Annotated in this window: 18 protein-coding genes and 5 pseudogenes; 12 read left to right on the top strand and 11 right to left on the bottom strand. The window is 31.3% G+C overall.

What is annotated here, in order from left to right; translation table 11 throughout:
• The 4 genes and pseudogenes from FS802_RS18650 to FS802_RS18635 all read right to left on the bottom strand — a co-directional run.
• Positions 1 to 287: IS6 family transposase (locus FS802_RS18650; protein ID WP_144525355.1), on the bottom strand; the 287-nt coding region annotated here is incomplete at its 3' end.
• Between the two features lie 228 nt (positions 288 to 515).
• Positions 516 to 875 carry an FtsB family cell division protein gene (locus tag FS802_RS18645; RefSeq protein WP_098102022.1) on the bottom strand — a complete coding sequence of 120 codons (360 nt, stop codon included), beginning with the start codon at positions 873 to 875 and terminating at the stop codon, positions 516 to 518.
• Between the two features lie 233 nt (positions 876 to 1,108).
• Positions 1,109 to 1,725: pseudogene (locus tag FS802_RS18640) on the bottom strand (DUF998 domain-containing protein).
• Positions 1,726 to 2,011: 286 nt separating this feature from the next.
• Positions 2,012 to 2,218: a hypothetical protein gene (locus FS802_RS18635; protein WP_098655207.1), complete on the bottom strand. Its 207-nt coding sequence runs from the start codon at positions 2,216 to 2,218 to the stop codon at positions 2,012 to 2,014.
• 733 nt (positions 2,219 to 2,951) lie between these two features.
• Here FS802_RS18635 and FS802_RS18630 point away from each other — a divergent pair.
• Positions 2,952 to 3,548 carry a complement C1q domain-containing protein gene (locus tag FS802_RS18630; protein ID WP_144525353.1) on the top strand — a complete coding sequence of 199 codons (597 nt, stop codon included), beginning with the start codon at positions 2,952 to 2,954 and terminating at the stop codon, positions 3,546 to 3,548.
• 233 nt (positions 3,549 to 3,781) lie between these two features.
• On the opposite strand, the gene FS802_RS18625 is transcribed toward FS802_RS18630, so the two are convergent.
• Positions 3,782 to 5,212: an IS4 family transposase gene (locus tag FS802_RS18625; RefSeq protein WP_144525351.1), complete on the bottom strand. Its 1,431-nt coding sequence runs from the start codon at positions 5,210 to 5,212 to the stop codon at positions 3,782 to 3,784.
• A gap of 305 nt (positions 5,213 to 5,517) precedes the next feature.
• On the opposite strand from FS802_RS18625, the gene FS802_RS18620 reads away from it, so the two are divergent.
• The 4 genes and pseudogenes from FS802_RS18620 to FS802_RS18600 all read left to right on the top strand — a co-directional run.
• Positions 5,518 to 6,108 carry a histidine phosphatase family protein gene (locus FS802_RS18620; RefSeq protein WP_098708083.1) on the top strand — a complete coding sequence of 197 codons (591 nt, stop codon included), beginning with the start codon at positions 5,518 to 5,520 and terminating at the stop codon, positions 6,106 to 6,108.
• A gap of 1,018 nt (positions 6,109 to 7,126) precedes the next feature.
• Entirely contained in the window at positions 7,127 to 8,902 is a 1,776-nt protein-coding gene (locus FS802_RS18610) for an ABC transporter ATP-binding protein (RefSeq protein WP_255291357.1), read from the top strand.
• Entirely contained in the window at positions 8,903 to 10,654 is a 1,752-nt protein-coding gene (locus FS802_RS18605; RefSeq protein WP_098708085.1) for an ABC transporter ATP-binding protein, read from the top strand.
• A 144-nt stretch (positions 10,655 to 10,798) separates the two neighbouring features.
• Positions 10,799 to 10,891 (top strand): annotated as a pseudogene (locus tag FS802_RS18600) (YjcZ family sporulation protein); the annotation flags it as partial.
• A gap of 458 nt (positions 10,892 to 11,349) precedes the next feature.
• Here FS802_RS18600 and FS802_RS18595 read toward each other — a convergent pair.
• The 5 genes and pseudogenes from FS802_RS18595 to FS802_RS18570 form a co-directional block, all read right to left on the bottom strand.
• Complete coding sequence (locus FS802_RS18595; protein ID WP_144525349.1) at positions 11,350 to 12,780, bottom strand: IS4 family transposase; 1,431 nt, start codon at positions 12,778 to 12,780, stop codon at positions 11,350 to 11,352.
• 148 nt (positions 12,781 to 12,928) lie between these two features.
• Positions 12,929 to 13,339 carry a DUF1878 family protein gene (locus tag FS802_RS18590; RefSeq protein WP_044798450.1) on the bottom strand — a complete coding sequence of 137 codons (411 nt, stop codon included), beginning with the start codon at positions 13,337 to 13,339 and terminating at the stop codon, positions 12,929 to 12,931.
• 323 nt (positions 13,340 to 13,662) lie between these two features.
• A pseudogene (locus tag FS802_RS18580) lies at positions 13,663 to 14,299 on the bottom strand (transposase); the annotation flags it as partial.
• 98 nt (positions 14,300 to 14,397) lie between these two features.
• Positions 14,398 to 14,868: a hypothetical protein gene (locus FS802_RS31200; RefSeq protein ID WP_176547025.1), complete on the bottom strand. Its 471-nt coding sequence runs from the start codon at positions 14,866 to 14,868 to the stop codon at positions 14,398 to 14,400.
• Between the two features lie 225 nt (positions 14,869 to 15,093).
• Entirely contained in the window at positions 15,094 to 15,294 is a 201-nt protein-coding gene (locus tag FS802_RS18570) for a hypothetical protein (protein WP_098655107.1), read from the bottom strand.
• Positions 15,295 to 15,592: 298 nt separating this feature from the next.
• On the opposite strand from FS802_RS18570, the gene FS802_RS18565 reads away from it, so the two are divergent.
• On the top strand, positions 15,593 to 16,021 hold the full coding sequence (locus FS802_RS18565; protein ID WP_000022547.1) for a DUF5412 domain-containing protein: 429 nt from the start codon (positions 15,593 to 15,595) through the stop codon (positions 16,019 to 16,021).
• Between the two features lie 429 nt (positions 16,022 to 16,450).
• Here the strand turns inward: FS802_RS18565 and FS802_RS18560 are convergent, their stop codons facing one another.
• A complete protein-coding gene (locus FS802_RS18560) occupies positions 16,451 to 18,097 on the bottom strand; it encodes an ABC transporter substrate-binding protein (RefSeq protein WP_098708272.1) in 1,647 nt (548 codons plus the stop codon).
• 102 nt (positions 18,098 to 18,199) lie between these two features.
• Here FS802_RS18560 and FS802_RS18555 point away from each other — a divergent pair, with 102 nt between their 5' ends.
• The 6 genes and pseudogenes from FS802_RS18555 to FS802_RS31705 all read left to right on the top strand — a co-directional run.
• Positions 18,200 to 19,453 (top strand): MDR family MFS transporter, encoded by a 1,254-nt coding sequence (locus tag FS802_RS18555; RefSeq protein ID WP_098655109.1) that lies wholly within the window; start codon positions 18,200 to 18,202, stop codon positions 19,451 to 19,453.
• Between the two features lie 92 nt (positions 19,454 to 19,545).
• Positions 19,546 to 20,700 (top strand): 1-deoxy-D-xylulose-5-phosphate reductoisomerase, encoded by a 1,155-nt coding sequence (locus FS802_RS18550; protein ID WP_144525347.1) that lies wholly within the window; start codon positions 19,546 to 19,548, stop codon positions 20,698 to 20,700.
• A 218-nt stretch (positions 20,701 to 20,918) separates the two neighbouring features.
• Positions 20,919 to 21,491, top strand: a complete 573-nt coding sequence (locus FS802_RS18545) for a histidine phosphatase family protein (protein ID WP_098655111.1) — start codon at positions 20,919 to 20,921, stop codon at positions 21,489 to 21,491.
• A gap of 188 nt (positions 21,492 to 21,679) precedes the next feature.
• Positions 21,680 to 22,063, top strand: a complete 384-nt coding sequence (locus tag FS802_RS18540) for a hypothetical protein (protein ID WP_098655112.1) — start codon at positions 21,680 to 21,682, stop codon at positions 22,061 to 22,063.
• A gap of 1 nt (position 22,064) precedes the next feature.
• Positions 22,065 to 22,700, top strand: a pseudogene (locus FS802_RS18535) (hypothetical protein); the annotation flags it as partial.
• Between the two features lie 319 nt (positions 22,701 to 23,019).
• Positions 23,020 to 23,439 (top strand): annotated as a pseudogene (locus tag FS802_RS31705) (D-alanyl-D-alanine carboxypeptidase family protein); the annotation flags it as partial.
• Between the last annotated feature and the right edge of the window lie 10 nt (positions 23,440 to 23,449).

Genomic DNA, 23,449 nt, shown 5'->3' with positions numbered 1-23,449 from the left:
ACGGAACGATATAGGTACATCCATTGACCTTTGACTTTCACATACGTCTCATCGACTCGCCAAGAATCATTGGTTGGATTAAGATGACACCTTAATCGCTCATCTAATTCAGGGCCATATTGATGAGCCCAGCGCATGATGGTTGTATGAGCAATAAATAGCCCGCGTTCTTCCAACATTTCGACTAAATCACGAAAACTGAGATTGTACCGTAGGTACCATCTTACAGTTAATAAAATAATATCAGGTTGATAATGCTTCCACTTGAATAGATTTTGCTTTTTCATACTGATCACGTCCTTTTTTAGAGTACTAGTATCAGTATGTCCAAGTTTGGGAGATTACTTCCAGATATTTTGAATTTTTTGCACCAGAACCCCCTAGATATGTTACTAGGACATCCCTTTTTGTTTTAATAAGTTTTAATCTAATATGATGTATAGGGTACTTATTGTATGTATTTTTTATCATTAAATCACTTCATGATTAATGACAATCGCTTATGTCTTGAAAAGCTATTCAGTTATTTGAAATATAGTTTCATCAGGTCTAGAGAATCCATACAATTTCCTTGCGAACTTTAAAATGCCTTCTTCGCTCTCTGTTAAAGTTTTAATATCGTTTTCATAATAACGTCCTATGATTTCTAATTCAGACAATCTTTTCTTTTCTTTATTTAGTGTAATTTGTTTTTCTTGAATCATTTGTTCTTGCTTATAAATGGAGATTTGAATGGAAATAACCATAGGTAGCATAAAAGCAAGTGCTAATAAAAGGCGACGTCTTAGCTTTTTATTCGTTTGTGGATTCTTGTTAGGATTAATTTGTATTTTTGAGATTGATTGTTGTGGTAGTGAATTTGGGATACTCCCCATTTTAATGCCTCCATTACCTATGTATAGAATTTAAACTGCTTAAAAGTATTATATATGCTAAATAGATAATTTTGAACTTATTTGTGTAAAGAGAAGTTTTATGAAATTTAAATAAAATCCTTATTTAGTTGCAAATAAAAAGCACCATAAAAGGTGCTCAATGACTACCTCTTGAGTTGATCATGATTATTTTACGTATGTTCCTGATAAATGTGCATTTTTGTATAAAAACCTTATTTTATTAATTTGTAGGTTGATACAGCTCCCCAAACAAAAAGAACCAAGTAAAAAAGTCTTTGTAGTAGACCTGCAGGTAAGGGGAAAAGAAAAACAAGTGAGATAAGGATTGTTATTACTATTAAGCTTAGTAAACAGAAATATGTCCATTTTCCAGCTTTTTTAAGATTCTTAGCAAAAATAAATAATCCTGGAAATACAGTAAGCATACCTATCCAAATTGGAATAGAATGTCCAATTAGGTTTATATCTGCAGGAATTAATCCTGAAACTATAGTAGAGACTCCTATTATAAGTATAAAAAATGTTGCTATTTTATTAATTTTTGTTTTTTCTAGATGTTGTGAAATATAAAGTACTCCAATACAAAATGTTATTCCATTAAGAATAAAGAGTAAATTCATCCAAAAGTGATTAGGGGAGCATATTTCATAAGGCGCTATTTCGTAGGTGAATTCTCCGCAGGTTGTTACACCTAGATCATTCATTGATTCATTGCATGATGCAAATAGTTATAAGGTGCTGTAGAAGTGAAAATAAAGAAAGGTTCAATTAAAAAGTATAGGCAAGTTGCAATCCAGCTTAATAAGCCAATCCTATTTGATATATACATTAGATTCCTCCCTTGAAAAAGTATAGTTCTATTATAGATGGTTACATTATTGAAAGTGAAAAATTGTAAGTTGAGAGTCGATAATTCTGTTCAATAATATAGGATTTTCTGGACAAATATGCTTAGCGGAAAGACGTATAAAAAATGGATGGAGCAAAACTTAACAAAATAGTTATTTGAAAATAAATAACGGCAAAAACGTCAGGCAACCAATTAAGTTGCCTGACGTTTTTGCACGGTAAAGGATAGATTGCTCTACAAAAGGGAGAAATAAAGAAAAATGTTTTTAAATGAAATTCATAAAAGATTGATAGGCACTACCGAGGGAAAATACCGTAGCTACCGCATGGGCAGTCCATTTAGGCATATTTAATTTTAATATGGTGTTGTATAAGATTCCGTATACGATACAAATGATCAATACAAATGCAATTAATTGAAGTGCTAACAAAAATAGTGGTTGTTCTAAAGCACTAAATTCAAGTTGTTCCATTAATTTATCACACCCTTTATTTAATATATTAATATAATCAAATTGGAAGTAAAGGTTTTTTCTATAAAGTTTCAAATCTGTAGATATTTGACGGGCGATAAGTGAATGTTAACCAAAACCCTACTGTATAAAAAAAGAGAAGCGCTTAATCGGGACGCTCCTCTTAATGCCAATATACAATAACTATTCCATTATAATGTATAAGCGTAAAATATTTAACAATTAGCTATGTGGTAAAAATTTCATTTTGTGTTAGTTTAAAAACAAAAAAGAGCACTTAATAAAGTGCTCTCGTGACGAGATTCATTTTGTAAAGACTATTTTATAAAGAAAGGAACACTGAATATTATATGTGCGTGCAGTTAATTGTGTTCGTTTTTTACAAAAAAAGAGCAGTTAGTAAAAGCTAACTGCTCCAATCATGGAATATGGTTCGAAATGGGTTGTCTATATTATTGACGGAATATTGAGTTTTATTCAGGGGTACCTAAAGGTTTTCTTTTTAACTTAATCCACATCCCACAAACAAAATAATGGCTAAAAATACAGATAATGAAAATGTCAGAAAGACTGTTATTATACTCCTGAGCATCGCTTTCAAGTTGCTTACTTTAGTTGTGTTCTGCCATTATGCTGAGATTTGTAATTCTATTAAAAATAGTAACAGCTTGTCCAAACTTATCTAATCTATCTTACATAGTATGTAGTAATAAATTTAAAGGAGGAATCTAGTATGTCTTATTACTACGATGATTATTGTAAGGATTCCAAAAAGAAATATCATGATTGTCATAAAAGCAGTAAGAGTTATGACAAATGTGATAAAAAACATGAGGAAAAGCCTTGGTTTAATGTAAAAGTGAATTGTTGTTCTGATGATAACGGATATAATCTTGTAAGAGCATCTGCTTTTAGAGCTGTGAGTACAGTTAATCTGAACTTGCCAGCAAATACATTTGTTAAAGTTTTATTCCAAAATGAACAATTTGATTTAGCAAATGAATATAACCCTGCAACATCCATTTTTATACCAAAGACAAGAGGTGTTTACTCTGTTATTGGAACAATTGCGTTCATTCCCAATAATCTAAACGTAAACTATAGAGCGCGGGTTGAAATTCGAGTTAATGGAAATCCGGCAATTGCAATAGATAATGATTTTTTTGGCCCAATAAACTTTGCTAATGTTGTAGCTGTTTCATCGATAATTCAATTGAATGCAGGGGATATAGTTGAGGTTTTTGCACAAAGTAGCGTAGCTGGAGTTATTTCAAATGTAGAAAATAGTACGCATTTTGAAGCTGCAAGATTCCCGTCTCCACAAGTATAAGTAGTATGAAATCTTGTCAGTAATTTTATCTAAGTAAAGTCCCTAATTTATATTTGACCTGCATAAATGCAGGTCTTTTTTTTCGATAAAAAAGGGATGTTTCCACATCGCTATCAAGCTAAGCTTATGCAAAGTTAATTTTAGGCGAGATTGTTTCTTTTTCTAAAGGGAAAGTGTAGATGATTGAAATATTTACATACGAAATAAACCCTAATGGGTTTCACTTTTTTGAATTAAGCGGCTTGATTATCAGACATGGTACAATTGTAAACGACACCTAATATATCAAAGACCGTTTTTTTCTCATATCGATGAGATTTCCGCCCGTTTTGCTGTAGGAGATTGAACAGGCGAAGTAACACCTTTGATAGCTCTTGGGTGTTTTTTTGTATAGTTTGGAATAGAAGAAGAAAATAGTCTCTAATCATATATATGGCTTTATACTCACTAAGCTCTCGTTTTTTCTTCATGAGGAGCAATTGGCGCATTTGAAACATGATAGAAGAACAGAGTAGGATGGCAATCAATTGACTATATAAATGGCACTCCAATCGTTCTGGCTTTATCTTTTTACAATGATGGATTTGAAAGAATGACTTCCACGTTTTAAATAAAATTTCGATTTGCCAACGCAAAGAATACCAGTCATGTACCTGTCCCATCGGGACAATATCTGTAGAGGTATTTGTCATATATACATTGATACCACTGAGTCGTTTACTACGAGAAGAATACTTCATTCCTTTCTTTTTTTCTCTTACAGCTTGATCTTGTAATCGTTTTTGTTGCTGTTGTTTTGTTGATCGATGAACAATTACACGAGCTGGCACTTTATCAATCATTCCTACATAAGCATCAGCTATTTCACATGTTTGTCCTGGTTGAAGGGAGTTCATTAACGTCTCCATATCTATCTGTATATACTCCGTACCTTTCTTAATTCTTCCATCTTGAAAATAATCAGGGTTAGGATTTTTTTGATAAATACGTGTATTCGACTTGATACGAGAGATATAGTAGGCCTCTTTATCTTGTATATATTGAAGATCTTTTAAATGAAAATAGCCTAAATCTCGGATACATAAATCATTCGCTGTCACAGTTTGGGCACACAGAGAGCCGTAAGTGCGATCATGTTGTTTACCTGGACCTGTATGAATATGTAGGAACTGTCCACTTAACAAATCATACTCAAGTTGAATTTTTATGCCAGCTGTATGGCTGCATCCACCTGCACCTGGATAAACCGATGAAAATACATCCGGGAGTTGAAATGCGGTTGAATCTAAAATACGAATACGCTTGAAAACAGAAGTGTATGGAGAAGAAATCGGCATAGATGCGGCCAATTTTTTGTTTAGTAGTTCGGCTAGTAGGTGTTGTAAAAGTTGGACGGCCGCCTTATTAAACCGTTGATTCAGTCCCTCAGGACTGATGAGTACTTCTGTTGATGCTTCTAAACAGCTAGATAACTGAGTTAAAGAAGTCATAGCTACATTTTTGCTCACCCATACACATAAAGCTACTAAATCTTTTGCTTGATACTTACTGGTTCGTTGTACAAAACCAACATCTCTAGCAAGATCCCGTAAGGTATTTGGAGATAAAAAGCTTTGAATCTCTTGAGCAAATAGTTGTAATTCGTCAGACACAGAAACAGACATAAAAAACGCCATCCTTTCCTATGATTCTACAGAAAGCATAGCGTATTTTTTCATTTTAGGGGGTATTTTGTTTTGTTAGCTTGATAGTGATGTGGTATACCCCATTACGTAAGTGTGATAATGAATCAAATCCCAAATTTGTATTGTTTTTGTTAAAGAAAGAGTACTGGTAGTATGAAGAGAAAATAGATTTCTAAAGTAAAAGAATATGTTATTAAAAGTAAGGATTTTTTATTTATTTGAATAAATAGGTAAAATATGATAATATATCCATCTGGTTTAAAAGATGTAAGGGGGGAAACGGTATGCAAATACTATTAATTAGGCACGGGGAATCGGAAGCGGATATTTTAAACGTGCATGAAGGAAGAGCAGATTTTGAATTAACGGGAATGGGTAGAAGACAAGTGGAAGGTTTAGTATATAAAGTGAAAAATGACTTTCCACCAGATTTTATATGGGCAAGTACATTAAAGAGGGCGCGAGAAACTGCTGAAACATTAGCGAAAGCCATTGGTTGTCCAGTGAAATTTGAAGAAGAATTAATGGAATTTAATAATGGTATACAGGCTGGCATGTCTTTTGAAGACGCGAAAAAGTATCCGGAGCCAAAATTTCTTCATGATCGTTTTGAAAATGGGGAATCATTCATTGAGTTTCGAATGAGAATTGAAACGATATTTTCTAAAATTGTGACAGAAAATAAGTATGAACGGATTGCGATTGTAGCTCATGGCGGGGTAATTACTAGTATATTACGCGCTTTTTTCCAAATGCCAATTAACATGGATTACTATTTTAAAATAGGGGATACAGGGATTAGTATGATTGAACTTACGGATAAAGAAAAAGTAATTCATTTTATCAACGATACGAATCACTTAGAATGTATATAGGCGAAAATTCCATTATATTTTAGGGATACTTGACATTTGTTTCATTCATCATATTGAAGAGAATATAGTTGGGAAATCAAAACACATTGGAAAATGGAACAACGTAGCAAATCATTGTTAGAACTGGTACCGTAAAAAAAATGACCATTTTTGTTACATTAATAAGTTTATTGCGAGTGGTGACAGCTTCGCTGGTACTATCCCATGCCCATCAAGCTAATATTTTGAAACATCTCCATTACGAGAAATTTACTTTTTTACAGTTATTTATGAGAATTCGACTCATTTTTTTCGTTTTGGGGGACAATCAATTTCTTAAGATGATGGCGATGGGGCGGTACCCCTATTATTAGTGATATTATCAACAAAAGAAAACAAACAATGTAATTAAATCATTTTATCATATTGTACATACTGCTCAGTAAGACCATAAAAAATATTTTGGATAAGTTAGAAACTTCATTGAAAAATATCCCTTTTCTTTTAATATTTATTATCAATATGAAATAATTGGTAAATTAACTTTGTGGTTCTATCTATGTATATAGTTAAACATCTGTAATTGACGAAAAAAATATATATTACATCTTTACACTCACTATCAAGGAATCTATTTTGTTATTTTACAATGATAATTTGATGTTGAAATAACTTGATTAAAATAGATCATGATGTATTTAGGATTTGTTTCAGAGAAAATCAAAGGAGAATATACCAAGTACTTAATAATATCTCTCAGATCCCCATATATACTTTTGACATAAACAGAGAACACAATCCGCATGATTATTGTTTAAACCCACCTGCTTTAAGCTGGTGGGTGTTTAAATCAGTTCTCTAAAAAGAGTTAAATAACAATAATTAATAGAAAATAGATAACTGATATTGCCTATATTTATTGAAAAAAGGTTTATAGTATTTATCATCCATCGTTGATTAATAAAAGTATTATTATATTAACACCCTTGAATTTGACGTAATATTTAATCTCATAATAGTTATTAGACAGGAGTATGGTATGAAAATTGAAGAAAAAATAAGTCCTAGACGATCAGACATGTTTGAAATTTATCGTTGGTTAGTTTCATTTATAAAACCATACAAAGTTAATTTTATAATTCTTATCTTTTGTGGTTTATTAATATCCATTAGTAGCCTTTTAATACCTAAAGTAATTCAAATTTTAATAGATAACTCGTTAGTAAACAAGAATTTGACAGAGTTTTATACTATTTTAATAGGGATTATGTCCATCGTTTTAATTATAAATTTTATAATTATTCCAATTCAAAATGTTAAACAACGTAAACTACGAGAATATTGTTCCCGAGACTTACAATTACATATTTTACAACACTTAAGAAAATTAGATATACACTATTATGAAAATAACCCTTCCGGAAGACTGCTGTCTATTTTAAGTACTGAAGTTAAAAATGTCCAAAAATTATATAGCTCGTTACTTCCTATGTTTTTTCAACAACTATTATTCGCTGTTGTTTCCTTGGTTTTCATGTTAATAACTAGCGTTAAATTAACATTAATTATTATTCCAACTTTATTGATATATTATTTATTCGGACCTTATATTGAAAGAAAGGCATCCGTTAGTGGGAAAAATATGTCTAATGCCAGGATTTCTTTAAATCAAAAAGCATATGAGAGTATATCAGCTATTAGAGAACTAAAAATCAACAATGCACAAAAATGGGACTTAGAAAACTTCTTGACCAAACATAACGATTTTAACAAACATCTGATACATATGTATTTTTTCTCTTATTTAAGAGGTACAATTCGAAGAATGTCTTACTATTTAGGAGCTATTGTTTTAATTATATTCGGGTATTTTTTAATTAAAAATAATGATATTTCCCTAGGTATATTTGTAGCATTTTTTCTATACTACTTTATCGCAATTCATAGAATTACTGCGGTAATAACATCTATTACTGAACAGAAAGTTTTAATGTATCAGGCAATAAATCTATATAAGTTTTTAAGCGAAAAACCTAAAGTACAAAATTTCATCACTGAATCTAATGATTCTACAATTTTTAACAAAATAGAATTTAAAAATGTAAGTTTTAGTTATAATTCAAATCAGCCTATATTAAATGACTTTAATTTGACAATAAAAAAAGGGGAACGAGTTGCAATTGTAGGTAAAAGCGGAATTGGTAAAACAACTATTTTCAAGTTACTTATGAGAGCCTATGATTCAGAAAGCGGAGATTTATATTGGAATGGTAAACCTATTGATCAAATTTCATTTTTGAATCTAAGAAATTCTATAGGATACGTGCCTCAAGAAACTTATTTGTTTGGATCATCCATCTTAGATAATATTAAGTTTGCAAATCCGAAAGCTTCTGATAAACAAGTGATAGAAGCAGCAAAATTAGCTAATGCTCATGAGTTTATAAATAAGCTAACCTTAGGCTATAAAACGTTACTAGGCGAAAGAGGAGTTAAACTATCCGGGGGGCAGAAACAAAGGATTGCATTAGCAAGAATATTTTTGAAAAACCCAAGCTTAATTCTATTAGATGAGGCAACCTCTTCACTAGACAATACTAGTGAAGAAAAAATATATTCTTCACTAAACAATTTGTCTACAGAGAAAACTATAATTGCTATTGCTCATCGAATATCTTCTATAAAGAATTTCAATCGTATTATTGTTGTAGATAACGGACAAATCGTGGAATCTGGTACTTATGAAGAACTAGTACATAATCAAGGATCTTTTTCAAAATTAATCAATAGCGACAATGAGTGTCTGGGGGTATAAATGAATAGTCTAGTTTGGGTTTTAAAGAGAGTTGTTAATAAGAAGTATCTATATGCATTTTCTATTATATTATTATTTTTAGAATCCATTGCTTATATTTCTTCTACTGTTTTACAACAAAAATTAATAGATAATGTATTTATAAAGAAAGAATATGATCAATTTCCTTATATTCTTTCTTTAATTGTCCTATCTTACTTAAGCTATTCTTTGCTGTTTACAATAAGTTCATATTTTTTAGTGAAAAATATGTCTCATTTTTTATTATCTTTATCTAAAGATTTTATGAAGCACCTTTATAAAATGCAAACAGTACATTTCCAAAGAAGGCGTGTAGGGGAATATGTACATCATTTCACTGTTGACATAGGAAAGACAGCACGTTTATTATCGTGGGATATCCCACGATTGTTACAACAATTACTTAGTATAGCACTTTTAGCTTTAATAATTGGTTTCACTAATATATATGTATTAATATTTATTATTTTATTTAACATTCTTTATATATTACTAGCTAAATACCTAACAGGAAAACTAAGAAAAATATCTAGAATAATAAATAAAAAAGAATCGAAAATATTAGTTCGCTTAGAAGAATGTATATCATCTACTAGAGAAGTACTTAGTTTTAATCGAATGAAATGGGAACAAGAAGTTTTAAAAAATTTATTTGAACGTTACTACGTTCATGCTTTTAAAGAAGAAAAGATTCGAAGTAAACAATTAGTTGCAAATGAATCTCTTAAATGGCTTACCAGCTTAATAGTACTTATAGTAGGAGCTTTCAAAGTATACGAAGGCTCAATGTCTATTGGGTCATTAATTGTAGTTTTTCAATTATCTTTACAACTAGCAGACGCAATGAAAAGTATGTATGATTTGATTTTTACAACAACTAGAGGTGTTGCATCTATCGATAGTCTTAAACAAGAATATAATAGAAATAACAACCAAGAGACTATTCGAAATGACATGTTATTACATAGCGACGAAATCAAAATAAGTTTAGAAGACATATCTTATAATTATACTAATAACAATAGCTATTCATTGCATAATTTATCACTGGAAATATCCCCTGGGGAAAAAATTGCATTTGTCGGATTAAGTGGTTCTGGTAAATCAACTGTCGTTAATTTATTGTTAAAGTTTGATTTCTTAAATTTTGGAGATATAAAAGCTAATAATCTATCAATAATGAAGATGAAAAATGAATCATGGTTTAAAAATATAGGAGTAGTTTTCCAAGAACCATATTTATTCTCAAATTCTATACGAAATAATATCACTCTAGGAGCTACTGTTTCACGTGATAAACTTGAAGAAGTTATTAAAATTGTTTGTTTGGATGATTATATAAGTCAATTACCAAATGGTTATGAAACGATTATAGGAGAAAGAGGCCTAACACTTTCAGGAGGCCAAAGACAACGTTTAGCAATGGCTAGAGCATTGCTAAAGAATCCTAATATATTAATCCTGGATGAAGCGACTTCAGCATTAGATATTGCTACTGAAGAAAAAATAATGAATAATATTGATAATATCCGGAAAAATAAAACTACTATCATTGTTGCACATAGATTATCAACAATCGAAAATTCTGATTATATATGTGTGTTGAAGGATGGAATACTCGTAGAAAAAGGAAAACATCAAGAATTATTGAAAAATAACTCATTATATACAGAACTAGTAAAAAAAGATATGAGTGGGAATACAAAAAATGTGGTGAAGCTAAAAAGCTAGACACACTTTTTTAAAAAATTGTGAGAACTAAGCTCTGTATGAGCTTCCCACTATCAAGTAGAAAGACTAAGCAGACCATCGGGGACTCGATACTCTATAGGAGCTCGATGAGCATGGGGCGGTACCCCACATCCATCAACCTAAGGTTTTGGTGGTGGCTTCGCCTTATTGGTTGTGCTCTTTATTTTATTAATTATAGTTGGAGCTAGCTGTTGTGGCGGTGGATTTGCCTGCTAAAGAGAGACACTCTTGAGAGTGTCTTTTCTTTATTTCTAAACGGATCTGCTCATTCTGTTCATAAAAAAATAAAATAATGTGAATCCATTAAAATAATAACGTACCCATTGTTCTATCTCCTAATTGAAGGAGGAAAAAATATGAGTTTTGGCGGTTCTTGTGGTGGCTTTGGCGGCGGATTCGGATAGTGAAAAAAGCAGGCGCTCATTTGAGTGTCTGCTTTACAATTTTACATACTATATCTGATTGATAAAACCAATCTCAGACGTTCCTAGATAGTACTACTGATAAGTGGGGTTATGTTAAGTTGATGGGCATGTGGTGCTACCCCATCGCTATCAAGCTAAGATTATACAATGTCAAGTATAGTAGAGATTATTTCTTTTTTCTAAAAGCCAGGCTTAGAGAATTTAAAGGTTTGCATGCGAAATAAACCCTATCGGGTTTCATTTTTTGAATTAGGCCGCTTGATCTTCAGAAATGGTATAATTGTAAACGACACCTAATATATCAAAGACTGTTTTCTTCTCATATCTGTGAGATTTCCGCCCATTTTGCTGTAGGAGGTTGAACAGGCGAATGAGAATCTTTGATAATTCTTGGGTGTCTTTCTGTATGGCTTGATAAATAAGAAAAAAATAATCTCTAATCATATATATGGCCTTATATTCACTCAGCTCTCGTTTCTTTTTCATAAGAAGTAATTGACGCATTTGAAACATAGTAGAAGAACAGAGGAGAATGGCGATCAGTTGCCCATACAAATGGCATTCTAATCTTTCTCGTTTTATCTTTTTACAATGGTGAATATGAAAGAATGATTTCCATGTTTTAAATAAAATCTCGATTTGCCAACGTAAAGAGTACCAATCATGTACTTGTCCCAACGGGACAGTATCTGTAGAGGTATTTGTCATATATACATTGATACCACTGAGACGTTTACTACGAGGGGAATACTTTATTCCTTTCTTTTTCTCTCTTACAGCTTGATCTTGCAATCGTTTTTGTTGTTGTTCATCTGTAAGTCGATGAACAATCACACGAGTTGGTACTTTATCAGTCATTCCTACATAAGCATCGGATATTTCATAGGTTTGCCCTGGTTGGAGAGATTTCATTAATGCCTCCATATCTATCTGTATATACTCTGTACCTTTCTTGATTCTTCCATCCTGAAAATAATCAGGTGTGAGATTTTTTTGATAAATACGTGTATTGGATTTAATACGAGAGATATAGTAAGCCTTTTTATCTTGTATATGTTGAAGATCTTTTAAATGAAAATACCCTAAATCACGGATACATAAATCATTTGGTGTTACAGTTGGAACACACAGAGAACCATAGGTTCGATCATGTTGTTTTCCTGGACCTGTATGGATATGTAGGAATTGTCCACTTAATAGGTCATATTCAAGTTGAATTTTCATCCCAGCAGTATGGCTACATCCTCCAGCCCCAGGATAAATGGTTGAAAATATATCTGGAAGCTGAAATGCAGTGGAATCTAAAATGCGAATACACTTGAAAACAGAGGTATATGGAGAAGAAAGTGGCATAGATGAAGTTAATTTTTTATTTAGAAGGTTAGTCAATATATGTTGTAAAAACTGAACAGCTGATGTATTAAACCGTTGATTCAGTCCTTCTGGACTGATGAGTACTTCTGTGGATGCTTCTAAACAGCTAGATAACTGAGCTAAAGAGGTTGTAGCGATATTTTGACTCATCCATATACATAAAGCGACTAAATCTTTTGCTTGGTATTTACTAGTTCGTTGTACAAAACCAACATCTCTAGCAAGATCCCGTAAGGTATTTGGAGATAAAAAACTTTGAATCTCTTGAGCAAATAGTTGTAATTCATCAGACACAGAAACAGACATAAAAAACGCCATCCTTTCCTATAATTCTACAGAAAGGATAACGCCTTTTTTGCTTTATGGATAGTGTAAAACCTTAGTTTTATAGCGATGTATCGGTACCAAATAGCCATTTAATAATTATTTATGCTACCTTTATATATCTATATGATTAAACATTATTACTCATTTTTAATTGCTCTAAAAGATAATCACAGACATTCACAAAAATACATTGTTTTTTTAAACTTAATAATAAGTACTTTAATTCAAATTCTTGATAAAAAATCTTAGTGATATATAGTTTAAACTCATCTAAATTAGGCTTTTCTGTGTTGTATAGCATATCTAAAGGAAGTTTAAATTTAGAAAATAAATGATCGTTTTGGGCAAAAATCGAAACTTCTTCTCTATTTAATCGATCATTAAATGCAATTAAAATTTTTCTTAAGGCATTTACTTGTTCTTCTTCAAATTCATGATCTATAACAAATCTATAAAATGGGAATTCATCTGACTGAATCATACTTTGCATAAGTCTAAATTGATATCTTAATAAAGTCACTTCTTTGATTAAATCCATATTTCCCCTCCTTTATTTCCCTAAATTAACCAGTTTATCATAACAATTTATAACTTGAAATACAAATAATTATGATATATCACTCATACAGTTTTTATTAACATAACCTATCATTATCAATAGTTAACGATGCATAAAATTTTCGTTATGGGGGTAATTAAAACTATTAGCTTGATAGCGATGTGGTGCTACCCCATCGCTATCAAGCTAAGCTCATACAACGTCAATTATAGTAGAGATTGTTTCTTTTTTCTAAAGGTTATGTGTAGGGAATTTAAAGATTTGCATACGAAATAAACCCTAACGGGTTTCATTTTTTTGAATTAAGCTGCTTGATTATCAGACATGGTACAATTGTAAACGACACCTAATATATCAAAGACTGTTTTCTTCTCATATCGATGAGATTTTCTCCCGTTTTGCTGTAGGAGGTTGAACAGACGAATTAGAATCTTTGATAATTCTTGGGTGTCTTTCTGTATGGCTTGATAAATAAGAAAAAAATAATCTCTAATCATATATATGGCCTTATATTCACTCAGCTCTCGTTTCTTTTTCATAAGAAGTAATTGACGCATTTGAAACATAGTAGAAGAACAGAGTAGAATGGCAATCAGTTGCCCATACAAATGGCATTTCAATCGTTCTCGTTTTATCTTTTTACAATGATGAATATGAAAGAATGATTTCCACGTTTTAAATAAAATCTCGATTTGCCAACGTAAAGAATACCCCTAAGTTGTTTACTACGAGGAGAATACTTCATTCCTTTCTTTTTCTCTCGAACAGCGTGATCTTGTAGACGTTTTTTTGTTGTTCTTCTGTAAGTCGATGAACAATCACACGAGTTGGTATTTTATCAGTCATTCCTACATAAGCGTTGGATATTTCACATGTTTGTCCTGGTTGAAGAGAGTTCATTAAGATCTCCATATCTATCTGTATATACTCTGTACCTTTTACACTTTAAGGGGGGAGTGAGAAAAAAATCCAAAAGAAAAGTCGATTTCCAAAAAGGATTTTGAATACTTGATAAAATACAAACCTAAAAATTGTTATTATTTTTGAATATTACCTACTCCTTTATCTAATCCTTTTACTAATTCTTTCTCCGAACCTTTATCTAATCCTTTTACTAATTCTTTCTCTGAACCTTTATCTAATCCTTTTACTAATTCTTTCTCTGATTCTTTTACTAATCCTTTCTCCGATTCTTCATTCTTCTTACTATGCCCCTCTAACATTCCCACTAATATTTCTGTTATTATCGACATAGGTACACCTTTATCCAATAACATTTTAAGAAATTCAAATATAGAGAGACCTTGTGAGCTAATTGAATTATATTTGTTATTAATATGTTGTTCTATATTTTTTTCAGAAAGTTGATTATCCCTAGTTTTATTTTCAGGAATATGTTTTTGATTATTGTTCACTATACGTGAATTTGTAGTACTTGGAGCTGTATTATTTAAAACTGTAGTATTTAAAGGGTAAGGCCTGTTATTTATGCTTGAACTGATTTTCATCTCTCATTTTCCTCTTTCTTTTGTGATAAATTTAATATGAAAGTGTCACTCCTAGCTAATACAAACGTATAAACATTTCATATTCTCTTTATACATATTCTTTATGCCATAGTGTTATATCGCATATCTGCTTATTATAATATAAATTACGTTTAAACTAAATAGAACAGTATATAAATGTATAATGTTCTATTTTACAATGTTTTAAAAATCACTATAAATAGATTAAATTCCATTCTTATTTGAAGGAAACCTATAGGAATGAAATGCGTTTGAATCTAAAATACAAATAGGTTTAGAATCGATATTTATTGGTTCGTTGTACCAAACGAAATCCCTAGCAAGATCTCGTAAGGCATTTGGAGATAGGACACTTTGAATCTTTTGAGCAAATAGTTGTAATTCGTTAGACACAGAAACAGACATAAAAAACGCCATCCTTTCCTATGATTCTACAGAAAGAATAGCGTATTTTTTCATTTTAGGGGGCATTTCTTTTTATTAGCTTGATAGCGATGTGGTGCTACCCCATCGCTATCAAGCTAAAATTTTATAGTACCCCCCATAATGAAAATTCTATTCATTATTAACTACTGATAACGAGAATTATGTGAAATATGCCCTTTTATAAAAACTATTAAGGTAGGATTTTTATTTTTGGATATATAAACCATTTATTTGAAGGTATAATATGGTTTATATTCTATGGACTGGGGTTGAATGAGTGAGTATTATAAATACAAAAGGTAAAATTAAAAAAACAAAAAGAAAAGTATTAATAACTATACTTACTATGTTAGTAATTATAATTGGATTTGGATATTGGAAATTTTTTAGTTTGCAAGGTGTTCCAAAAGGTGAATTAATTCGAACAGTGAAATCTCCAGATGGAAAATATCTCATTAAGACTTATTTTCATAATGCAGGATCATTAAGTGCGGATGCTGTTAGGGGTGAATTAGTTAACCTTGATACAGATTCAGAGAAAAATATATATTGGAACTATCCAGATACGGATCCATATATCCAATGGGTAAATAAGAATATTGTTAGAATTGGAGATCAAACTTTAGATATTTCACAGAAAGAAACCTATGATTGGCGTGATGATGATAAGCACGTTAAAGAAATGCCTAAACAATTTATTAGATAAAACAAGAAAAATTAAATTTATTCAATTTTATTTGTTTAACCATAGATAGGATTATATGAGTGAAAAGTCCCTTTAGATCTTCTAAATGGACTTTTTTAGGTTTCTAGATACGACTACTGATAAATTGATGTTATATTAAGAAGTCTCGCTACATCGTCATCAAGCTTTGAAACCGATGGTTCCCCAAAACGAAAAAACGAGCTAACTTCTCATAGTTAACTGTGGAGAGATAATAATTTTGTTTTGTGAGTCCTTCAAAATATTGAAAAAATGGAGATGGTGTTATTTGTTGTTTAAGTTGATGACTCTAAGATACCAGGTTAATTGACCTGATAGCGATGTATCTGTATTCCTAAAAAATTTACCTTTGACATTAGGAAATTTTTTAGGGGAATAATTATTACAAGTGGATTAGGTTTCTTGTGAATTTTAAATTAAAGGTCTTATCCAAAGTTGAGAAAAATCCACATACCCAAAATATTTCATCTTAATATTCGTTAAATCTGATGAAAAAGGAATTTGACGTGTATCATAGTATAAGGGAATCATAATAGAGGATTCTATCAATTCTTTTTCAAGATTCTTATTTAATAAAGACCACTCTTCAAAATGTGTATGTTTGTATTTAGATAGTTGTTTTCTTAGTGATTTATTTGTTTTTAAAACTTTAGCCAATGGTGAATATCTAGCTGTTAAAAAATAATAAAATGATATCTCTTGATTCATCTCGAATACTTCACCATGAATAAAAAGGTCGACTTGTTCATTAAGTTTTTCATCACTAAGATAGTTTTCAAATGGAACCCATTTAACTTGAAAAGGTATATTTTCTTTTTCTAAGATATTCATTAACCATTTTGTAGTTGCTTCTGTATACTGAGTAGCTTTTATAATAAGTGGTTCTTTAAATTCGGGACGTTTTCTTTTTGGAATATTGACTTGATGATCTATGTTTTTTAAACAGCTTTTAATATTTGGTTTTTTTTGAGAATCATATTCATGAATATGATTTATATTGTTAGCGATAATAGAATGTAAGTAATTACGAACAGCTATGTGCTGAATTGAAGAATCGCGCCAAGCATTCATAATTATAACGCCAAAACCGGAATTCCTTTCTACTTGAAAAGTAGAATTACATTTATGGTGTTTGGAAGATTGATAAATAGTATCAAATTCTAGAGGGACCTGAATGAATTCTACCGTATCTAGCAAAGGTCTTTCTTGAAAATAATCATGAAATGCTATCAATGATGTTTTCTCCAGATTATTCTCTCCTATATAAAAACCACCGGTTCCTATGATTTGACCGTTATTTTCTTTATAAATACTTGTATTTATCATACATAACATTTGTAAACAATAACTACACCCCTTTGGGTAATGTATATCAATAATTAATGGTGATACAACTTCTATTTTTTCTATGGGTGCCCATAAATCTTTATAGTATGTATGACTGCGTAATTTTGAGAGACATATTTTCACATCAGACGCTGTTAAGATGGATCCATCATGAAATTTTATAGACTTTTTTAAATATAGTCTAAGCGTAGATTGAGTTAAATCCCAACTATGAGCTATTTCAGGGAGTATGTTCCCCTTTTCATCCATATAAACAAGTCGATTGAAAACATTTGCGACAATATGTGCACTATGTACATCGGCAGCCTCGAGCGGATGTGTTGTTAAAAAGGGCTTTCTTCTAGGAATAATTAATTTATCATCTGAATTATGTATATAGCCAAATTTTGAATGAAACTTAGTCATTAAGCGTAGTTTACTGTTTGGAGACCAATTATATAGTAAATATTTACTACTTTTTTCAACAGGCTGTTGGTCCATAATTTCCATTACTTGTAACTCATAGATTTGTTCTATATTTTTCAACCATTGGAGAGAGGAGTGATTTCCTCTACCTTTTCCAGAAATGAAAGTCAGCCAACCTTCATCCATCCATTTATGTAAGTAACGTACTGTTTGCTTTGTACTTAAATTTAAAAAATCTGCTAGGTCTTGTATTTTTATATTTCCTGAAGAAAATGATTGCCATAGATTCAGTAAAGTTTTATCCATTTTCCTATCTCCTTTTATAAGTGGACATGTTTTTCTGAAGTTGTCCATTTTTAATTTGATAAGTCTAGTTTAATATAACATTAGACAAGGGGAGGAGATACGATGAATTGGAAAGAATTTGAGCAAAATATAAAAGTACGCTTAATTACATCATTTTTTAATCGTGCTGTTACATCAGCAGTAATGCCTTTTATGGCATTGTTTTTTGCTCAAGAAATAAATAAAGTATGGGCCGGGTTATTTTTAATCTTAACGGTTATTTTAAGTTTTTTTTCAAATTTAATTGGAGGTTACATTTCAGATCGATTTCAGCGAAAGACAATCTTATTGTTAACTTCTTTTTCTAGTACTTTGATGTTTTTATTCATGACTTTAAGCTTATATCCGAAAGATAAGATGATTTGGTTATTTGCAATCGCTTATGTAGGTTTTATAATAACTAGCAGTCTTGGGCGACCATCCATGCAAGCTATCATCATAGACTCAACTACACCGGAAAATCGAAAGGCTGTCTATACAATTGACTATTGGCTTATGAATCTTTCTATGGCAATTGGTGCAGCATTAGGTGGTTTTTTATACATTAATCATCAACAAGAGTTGTTTATACTACTGACTTGTGTCTCTGCTACAGTACCGATTGCTTATAAAATTTGGCTAGTTACAGAAGTTAAAGAGTGCTTAGAAAAAAGGCAGGAAAATATAGTACTTGATCTAATTCAAAATTATAAAATTGCTATTCAAGATAGAGCATTTTTAAGAGTTGTAATAGGGTCTACCTGCATATTTGCGGCAGAGTTTTCTTTAAACAGTTATATTGGTGTACGACTTTCAGAAACATTCAATCCAATAAGCGTTGGGAACTTTGAAATAGTAGGAGTGAGGATGCTAAGTATTCTTAACATACAAAATATGCTTTTAGTAGTATGTTTAACATTTATTATAAATAAAATTACAGATCATCTAAGTGGGAAAAAAGCGTTACTTTTAGGTCTTGTGCTCTATGGGATAGGCTATGTGGCAGTAACATCTTCAAACACTTGGTACGTACTAATTATTTTTAACTTTATTGCTACTGTTGGTGAACTTGTCTACTCACCAATCAGAAATGCAGAACAAGCTAATATGATTCCGGCTGACAAGAGAGGATCATATTCAGCCTTTGCGGGTCTATCAGATATTGGGGCGGACCTAATTGCAAGAATGACTATTATCGTCGGTGCATTCTTAATTCCTACGATGATGTCTGTGTATATTGGTATGATTGTAATAATAGGTGCATTTTTCCTATATAAGGGTCTGTTTGCTAGAACTAGTAGTCAATCACAGGGAAGATTGGATAAAATTTCAATATAATATAATGCCTAAAATGAAATATACACTATTCTTTTTATAGAATCGTAGGATAAGTGTGTAAAGAGGGGTTATACAACTTTGGAGGAATTATCATGGTAAAATATATTTCGATTCTTGGTTCAACTGGCTCAATTGGTACGTCTGCATTAGATGTAGTCACTTCTCATCCGGAACATTTTAAAATTATTGGTTTAACAGCAAATCACAATATTGAACTTCTTGAACAACAAGTACATACATTTCACCCTCGAATTGTAAGCGTGAGCACAAAAGATTTAGCAGATGTACTTCGGAAGCGAATTTCTACGGACACAAAAGTCACATATGGAACAGATGGATTAATTGAAGTTGCCACTTACCCTGATTCTAATCTTGTATTATCTTCAGTTGTCGGTGTCTCTGGTCTCCTTCCAACAATTGAAGCATTAAAAGCGAAAAAAGATATAGCAATTGCGAACAAAGAAACATTAGTTGCAGCAGGGCATATTGTGACAGATTTAGCGAAACGAAACGGCTGCTGCTTAATTCCAGTAGACAGTGAGCACTCTGCCATTTTTCAATGTTTAAATGGGGAAAATACTCAAGAAATCGAGAGGCTTATTGTTACTGCTTCAGGCGGTGCATTTCGAGATAAAACGCGTGAGGAAATGGAAATCTTACAAGCTAAAGATGCCTTGAAGCATCCCAACTGGTTAATGGGATCAAAACTAACCATTGATTCAGCTACATTAATGAACAAAGGCTTTGAAGTCATGGAAGCACGTTGGTTATTTGATATTCCGTATGAGAAAATTGATGTTTTAATTCATAAAGAAAGTGTTATTCATTCTTTAGTTGAATTTATAGACGGATCCATCATGGCACAGCTCGGTGCCCCTGACATGAGAATGCCGATTCAATATGCATTCCATTATCCAACTAGATTACAATCAAACTATAAAAAATTAAATCTACTAGAGATAGCTAGCCTACACTTTGAAAAACCAAATTTCAAAAAATTCCCTTGCTTACATTATGCGTATGAATCAGGAAAAATTGGTGGTACAACACCTGCTGTCTTAAATGCAGCAAATGAAATTGCAAATGCGCTATATTTACAAAATAAAATTTCATTTTTTGATATTGAAAAAACAATTTATTCTACTCTTGAAGCTCATCATAGCATTGCAAATCCAGATTTGGAAACAGTATTAGATGCCGATCATTGGGCTCGTGAATATGCAAACGAATTATTAATTAGAAAATGAAAAAAAGAGCTAGAACAGAATTCGTCTTTTTTAGCTCTCCATTCTACGTGTTCTTTTGTTTTAATACATTTACGTTCACGGAATTGTAAATTAATGTATTTAAGATATCGCATGCAGAAGGATTTATAGTAATTATTAGTTATGGTCATTGGGAAAGTCCATTTTATTAATATAAGCTATATACGGAATAAAGAAAACTAAAATAAATGGAGGGAATTATGAAAACTTTCATATATATGGTAAGACACGGGGATTCACCAAAGTTTGGAAAAGAAAAAACAAGAGGATTAACTGAAAAAGGAAAATTAGATGTTCAACGAATAACAGATGCATTACAAGTTGAGGGAATCGACGTTGTTATCTCAAGTCCATACAATCGTTCAATTCTAACTGTTCAGCAGTTAGCGAAGCAAATAGGACAAGAAGTTTTAGTATTTGAGGACTTAAAAGAGAGAATTTTTATTGCTGAAGAGGAACGAATTTCGGATAAAGAATTATTCCCTTTGATAAAAAAGTCATTCTTAGACCCCGACTTTGCTTTAATGGGAGGAGAATCTAATGGCGACTGTCAGAAACGTGCTATAAAAGTCTTAAAAGAATTATTAAACACCTATCGAGGACAGAAAGTAGTATTAGGCACTCATGGAGCTATAATGACTTTGATGATGGGGTATTATGATAGTAAGTATGACTTGAATTTTTTACTACAGACATCAAAACCAGATATATATAGGATGGAATTCAATGGACAGGAATTGGTGGAGGTTAAAAGATTGTGGGAAATTTCATAGATTGACTTTATTCATCCATAGCTTCTCCCAATGACGTGTATTATAAAAAATAGGGTTACTTCGGTAACTCTTTTTCTTATGGAACTGATGGGGGATTGAGTTCAACAATCTAAAAATTTCGGTTCCTTAGCGCACAAAATTCACGTTTTGTTCTTGCTATCCCGAGATGAAATGGGAGGGAATGTTTTTTGGGAAAGGTACTTTTAAAGTTATTTTTTAAATCAATCCTATTTTTTTTCTTATGCAGTATGGTTGTTTATTCTATATTTCAGATTATTTTTGTCTTGAGTGTTTCGACAGGATTAGGGAGGGATGATATAGTCGGGTTTTCTGATAATAAGTATGTAATTGGCCGTCCACCTGTTAGCTATAATTTATATAAAAAAGATAGTGGAAAAACTATATTAGATAATGTTATTGGTTATAAAAAGGGGAAAACCAAAAGCTATGTTCGGAATGAAGTTGAATTTGTAGTGATAGATGAGATAAAGGGTAGCTATGAACTGTATAAAATAGAAAATGCTTCAGAAAAGGATATAGAACGGCTGAAAGAAATGAAGAAATTAGAATAAGATTGAAAGAGATACTTTGAAAATTTTAGAAGATCATAGTGATGATATCTATCTCGAACAATTCAAGGGTGCATATATTGAGCAACATCCAGAAGTAGTTCAAGTGATGAAACAAGTCATAAAAAAATATGGGATAATAAAATATCCTGATAAAGCAGACCAAGAAGAAAATGGTCCTATTCGTATATTTCCTTTTGACAACATTGAGTTTAATATAAATAATTCTCAAGAGCTACTTGATGATTTTAAAAAGACTCAAAAAATTGATACTACTAAACTATTACCTACATTAATACCAAGTGATCCTAAAAGTGAGAAATATAATAGCAGGCATGAAGGTGTGGTGAATTTTCTATTTAGATTTGATATGAATAAAAATAAACATCCTATTCCAAAGGCCAAAGATCTAATTGAGGACTTCCAAAAAAATGGGGTATTAACAAAGGGGATATACAACATAGATATGTTTGTAGATGATTCAAATCCAGATCACTTTGTTGGATGGGAATATAATAACGTGGCTTTGTTTGAAGTCGATGAAAATGGTAAATATACCGTAATTGCTACTCCTAATTATGATGAGATACGTGACACTTACATTTATGGTGATTACGCAGCTAAAAAAAATATAGAATAGAATTTTAGGTTGAATTATCCCAAAGTCCAATCGCTTATTTAATTATGTAGACGAAATAATTATTTTCCTTAAAAAGTATTGGGGACTTAAGGGGATAGAATGAATCTTCTTCAACAATTGGGCGCTATTTTTGAATAAACCTTAGATTTTTAAACGACTTTATTGTTATATTTTTGAGTACAGTTAAGTGTCTTATATCGAAAATTAAACAACTATATTTTAACCCCCTCCTAAATTTAGAACGGGGTTATGTTTGTTTTAGGTTTTAAAATTTAATAGCTTTATTGTCTTTTTACATCGGTAATGTATTAAGCAATGTATGATGCTGATGTTAGATATCTTTATAATTTACGCCAATCAATCTATTGGTAAAGAGCCAGAAAAGACAAACTATGAATTTCGTGAAAACTTCATATATAAAGAGAAAAATAGCAGGCAAAAAGGACAATCAAAAACGAAGAAAGTTCTTTTACTAGTATACAGACTGTAGTTAATAAGGAATATGGATTGCTCGAAGACTTTAAACCATAGGATCTAGTTGTACCAAATGTACCATTCTCATTCAGTGGAACGTTAGAAAAGAACCACCTTCTTAAAAAGGCAGCAGAAGCACTAGAAAAGTTGTTTGATTTAGCAATGTAAGAAGGAATCCAGTTGAATGCCGTATCAGGACTTAGTTCCTATTTATCAAGAAAAACTGTATGCAAACAATGTAAAAAGAAAAGGACAAGAGCATACATAACGATAAA

Origin of the sequence: Bacillus sp. DE0042, assembly GCF_007680225.1 — a bacterium.
GTDB lineage: Bacteria > Bacillota > Bacilli > Bacillales > Bacillaceae_G > Bacillus_A > Bacillus_A wiedmannii.
The sequence above is the reverse complement of the archived record's forward strand: the minus strand, read 5'-3'. Positions and strand labels throughout refer to the sequence as shown.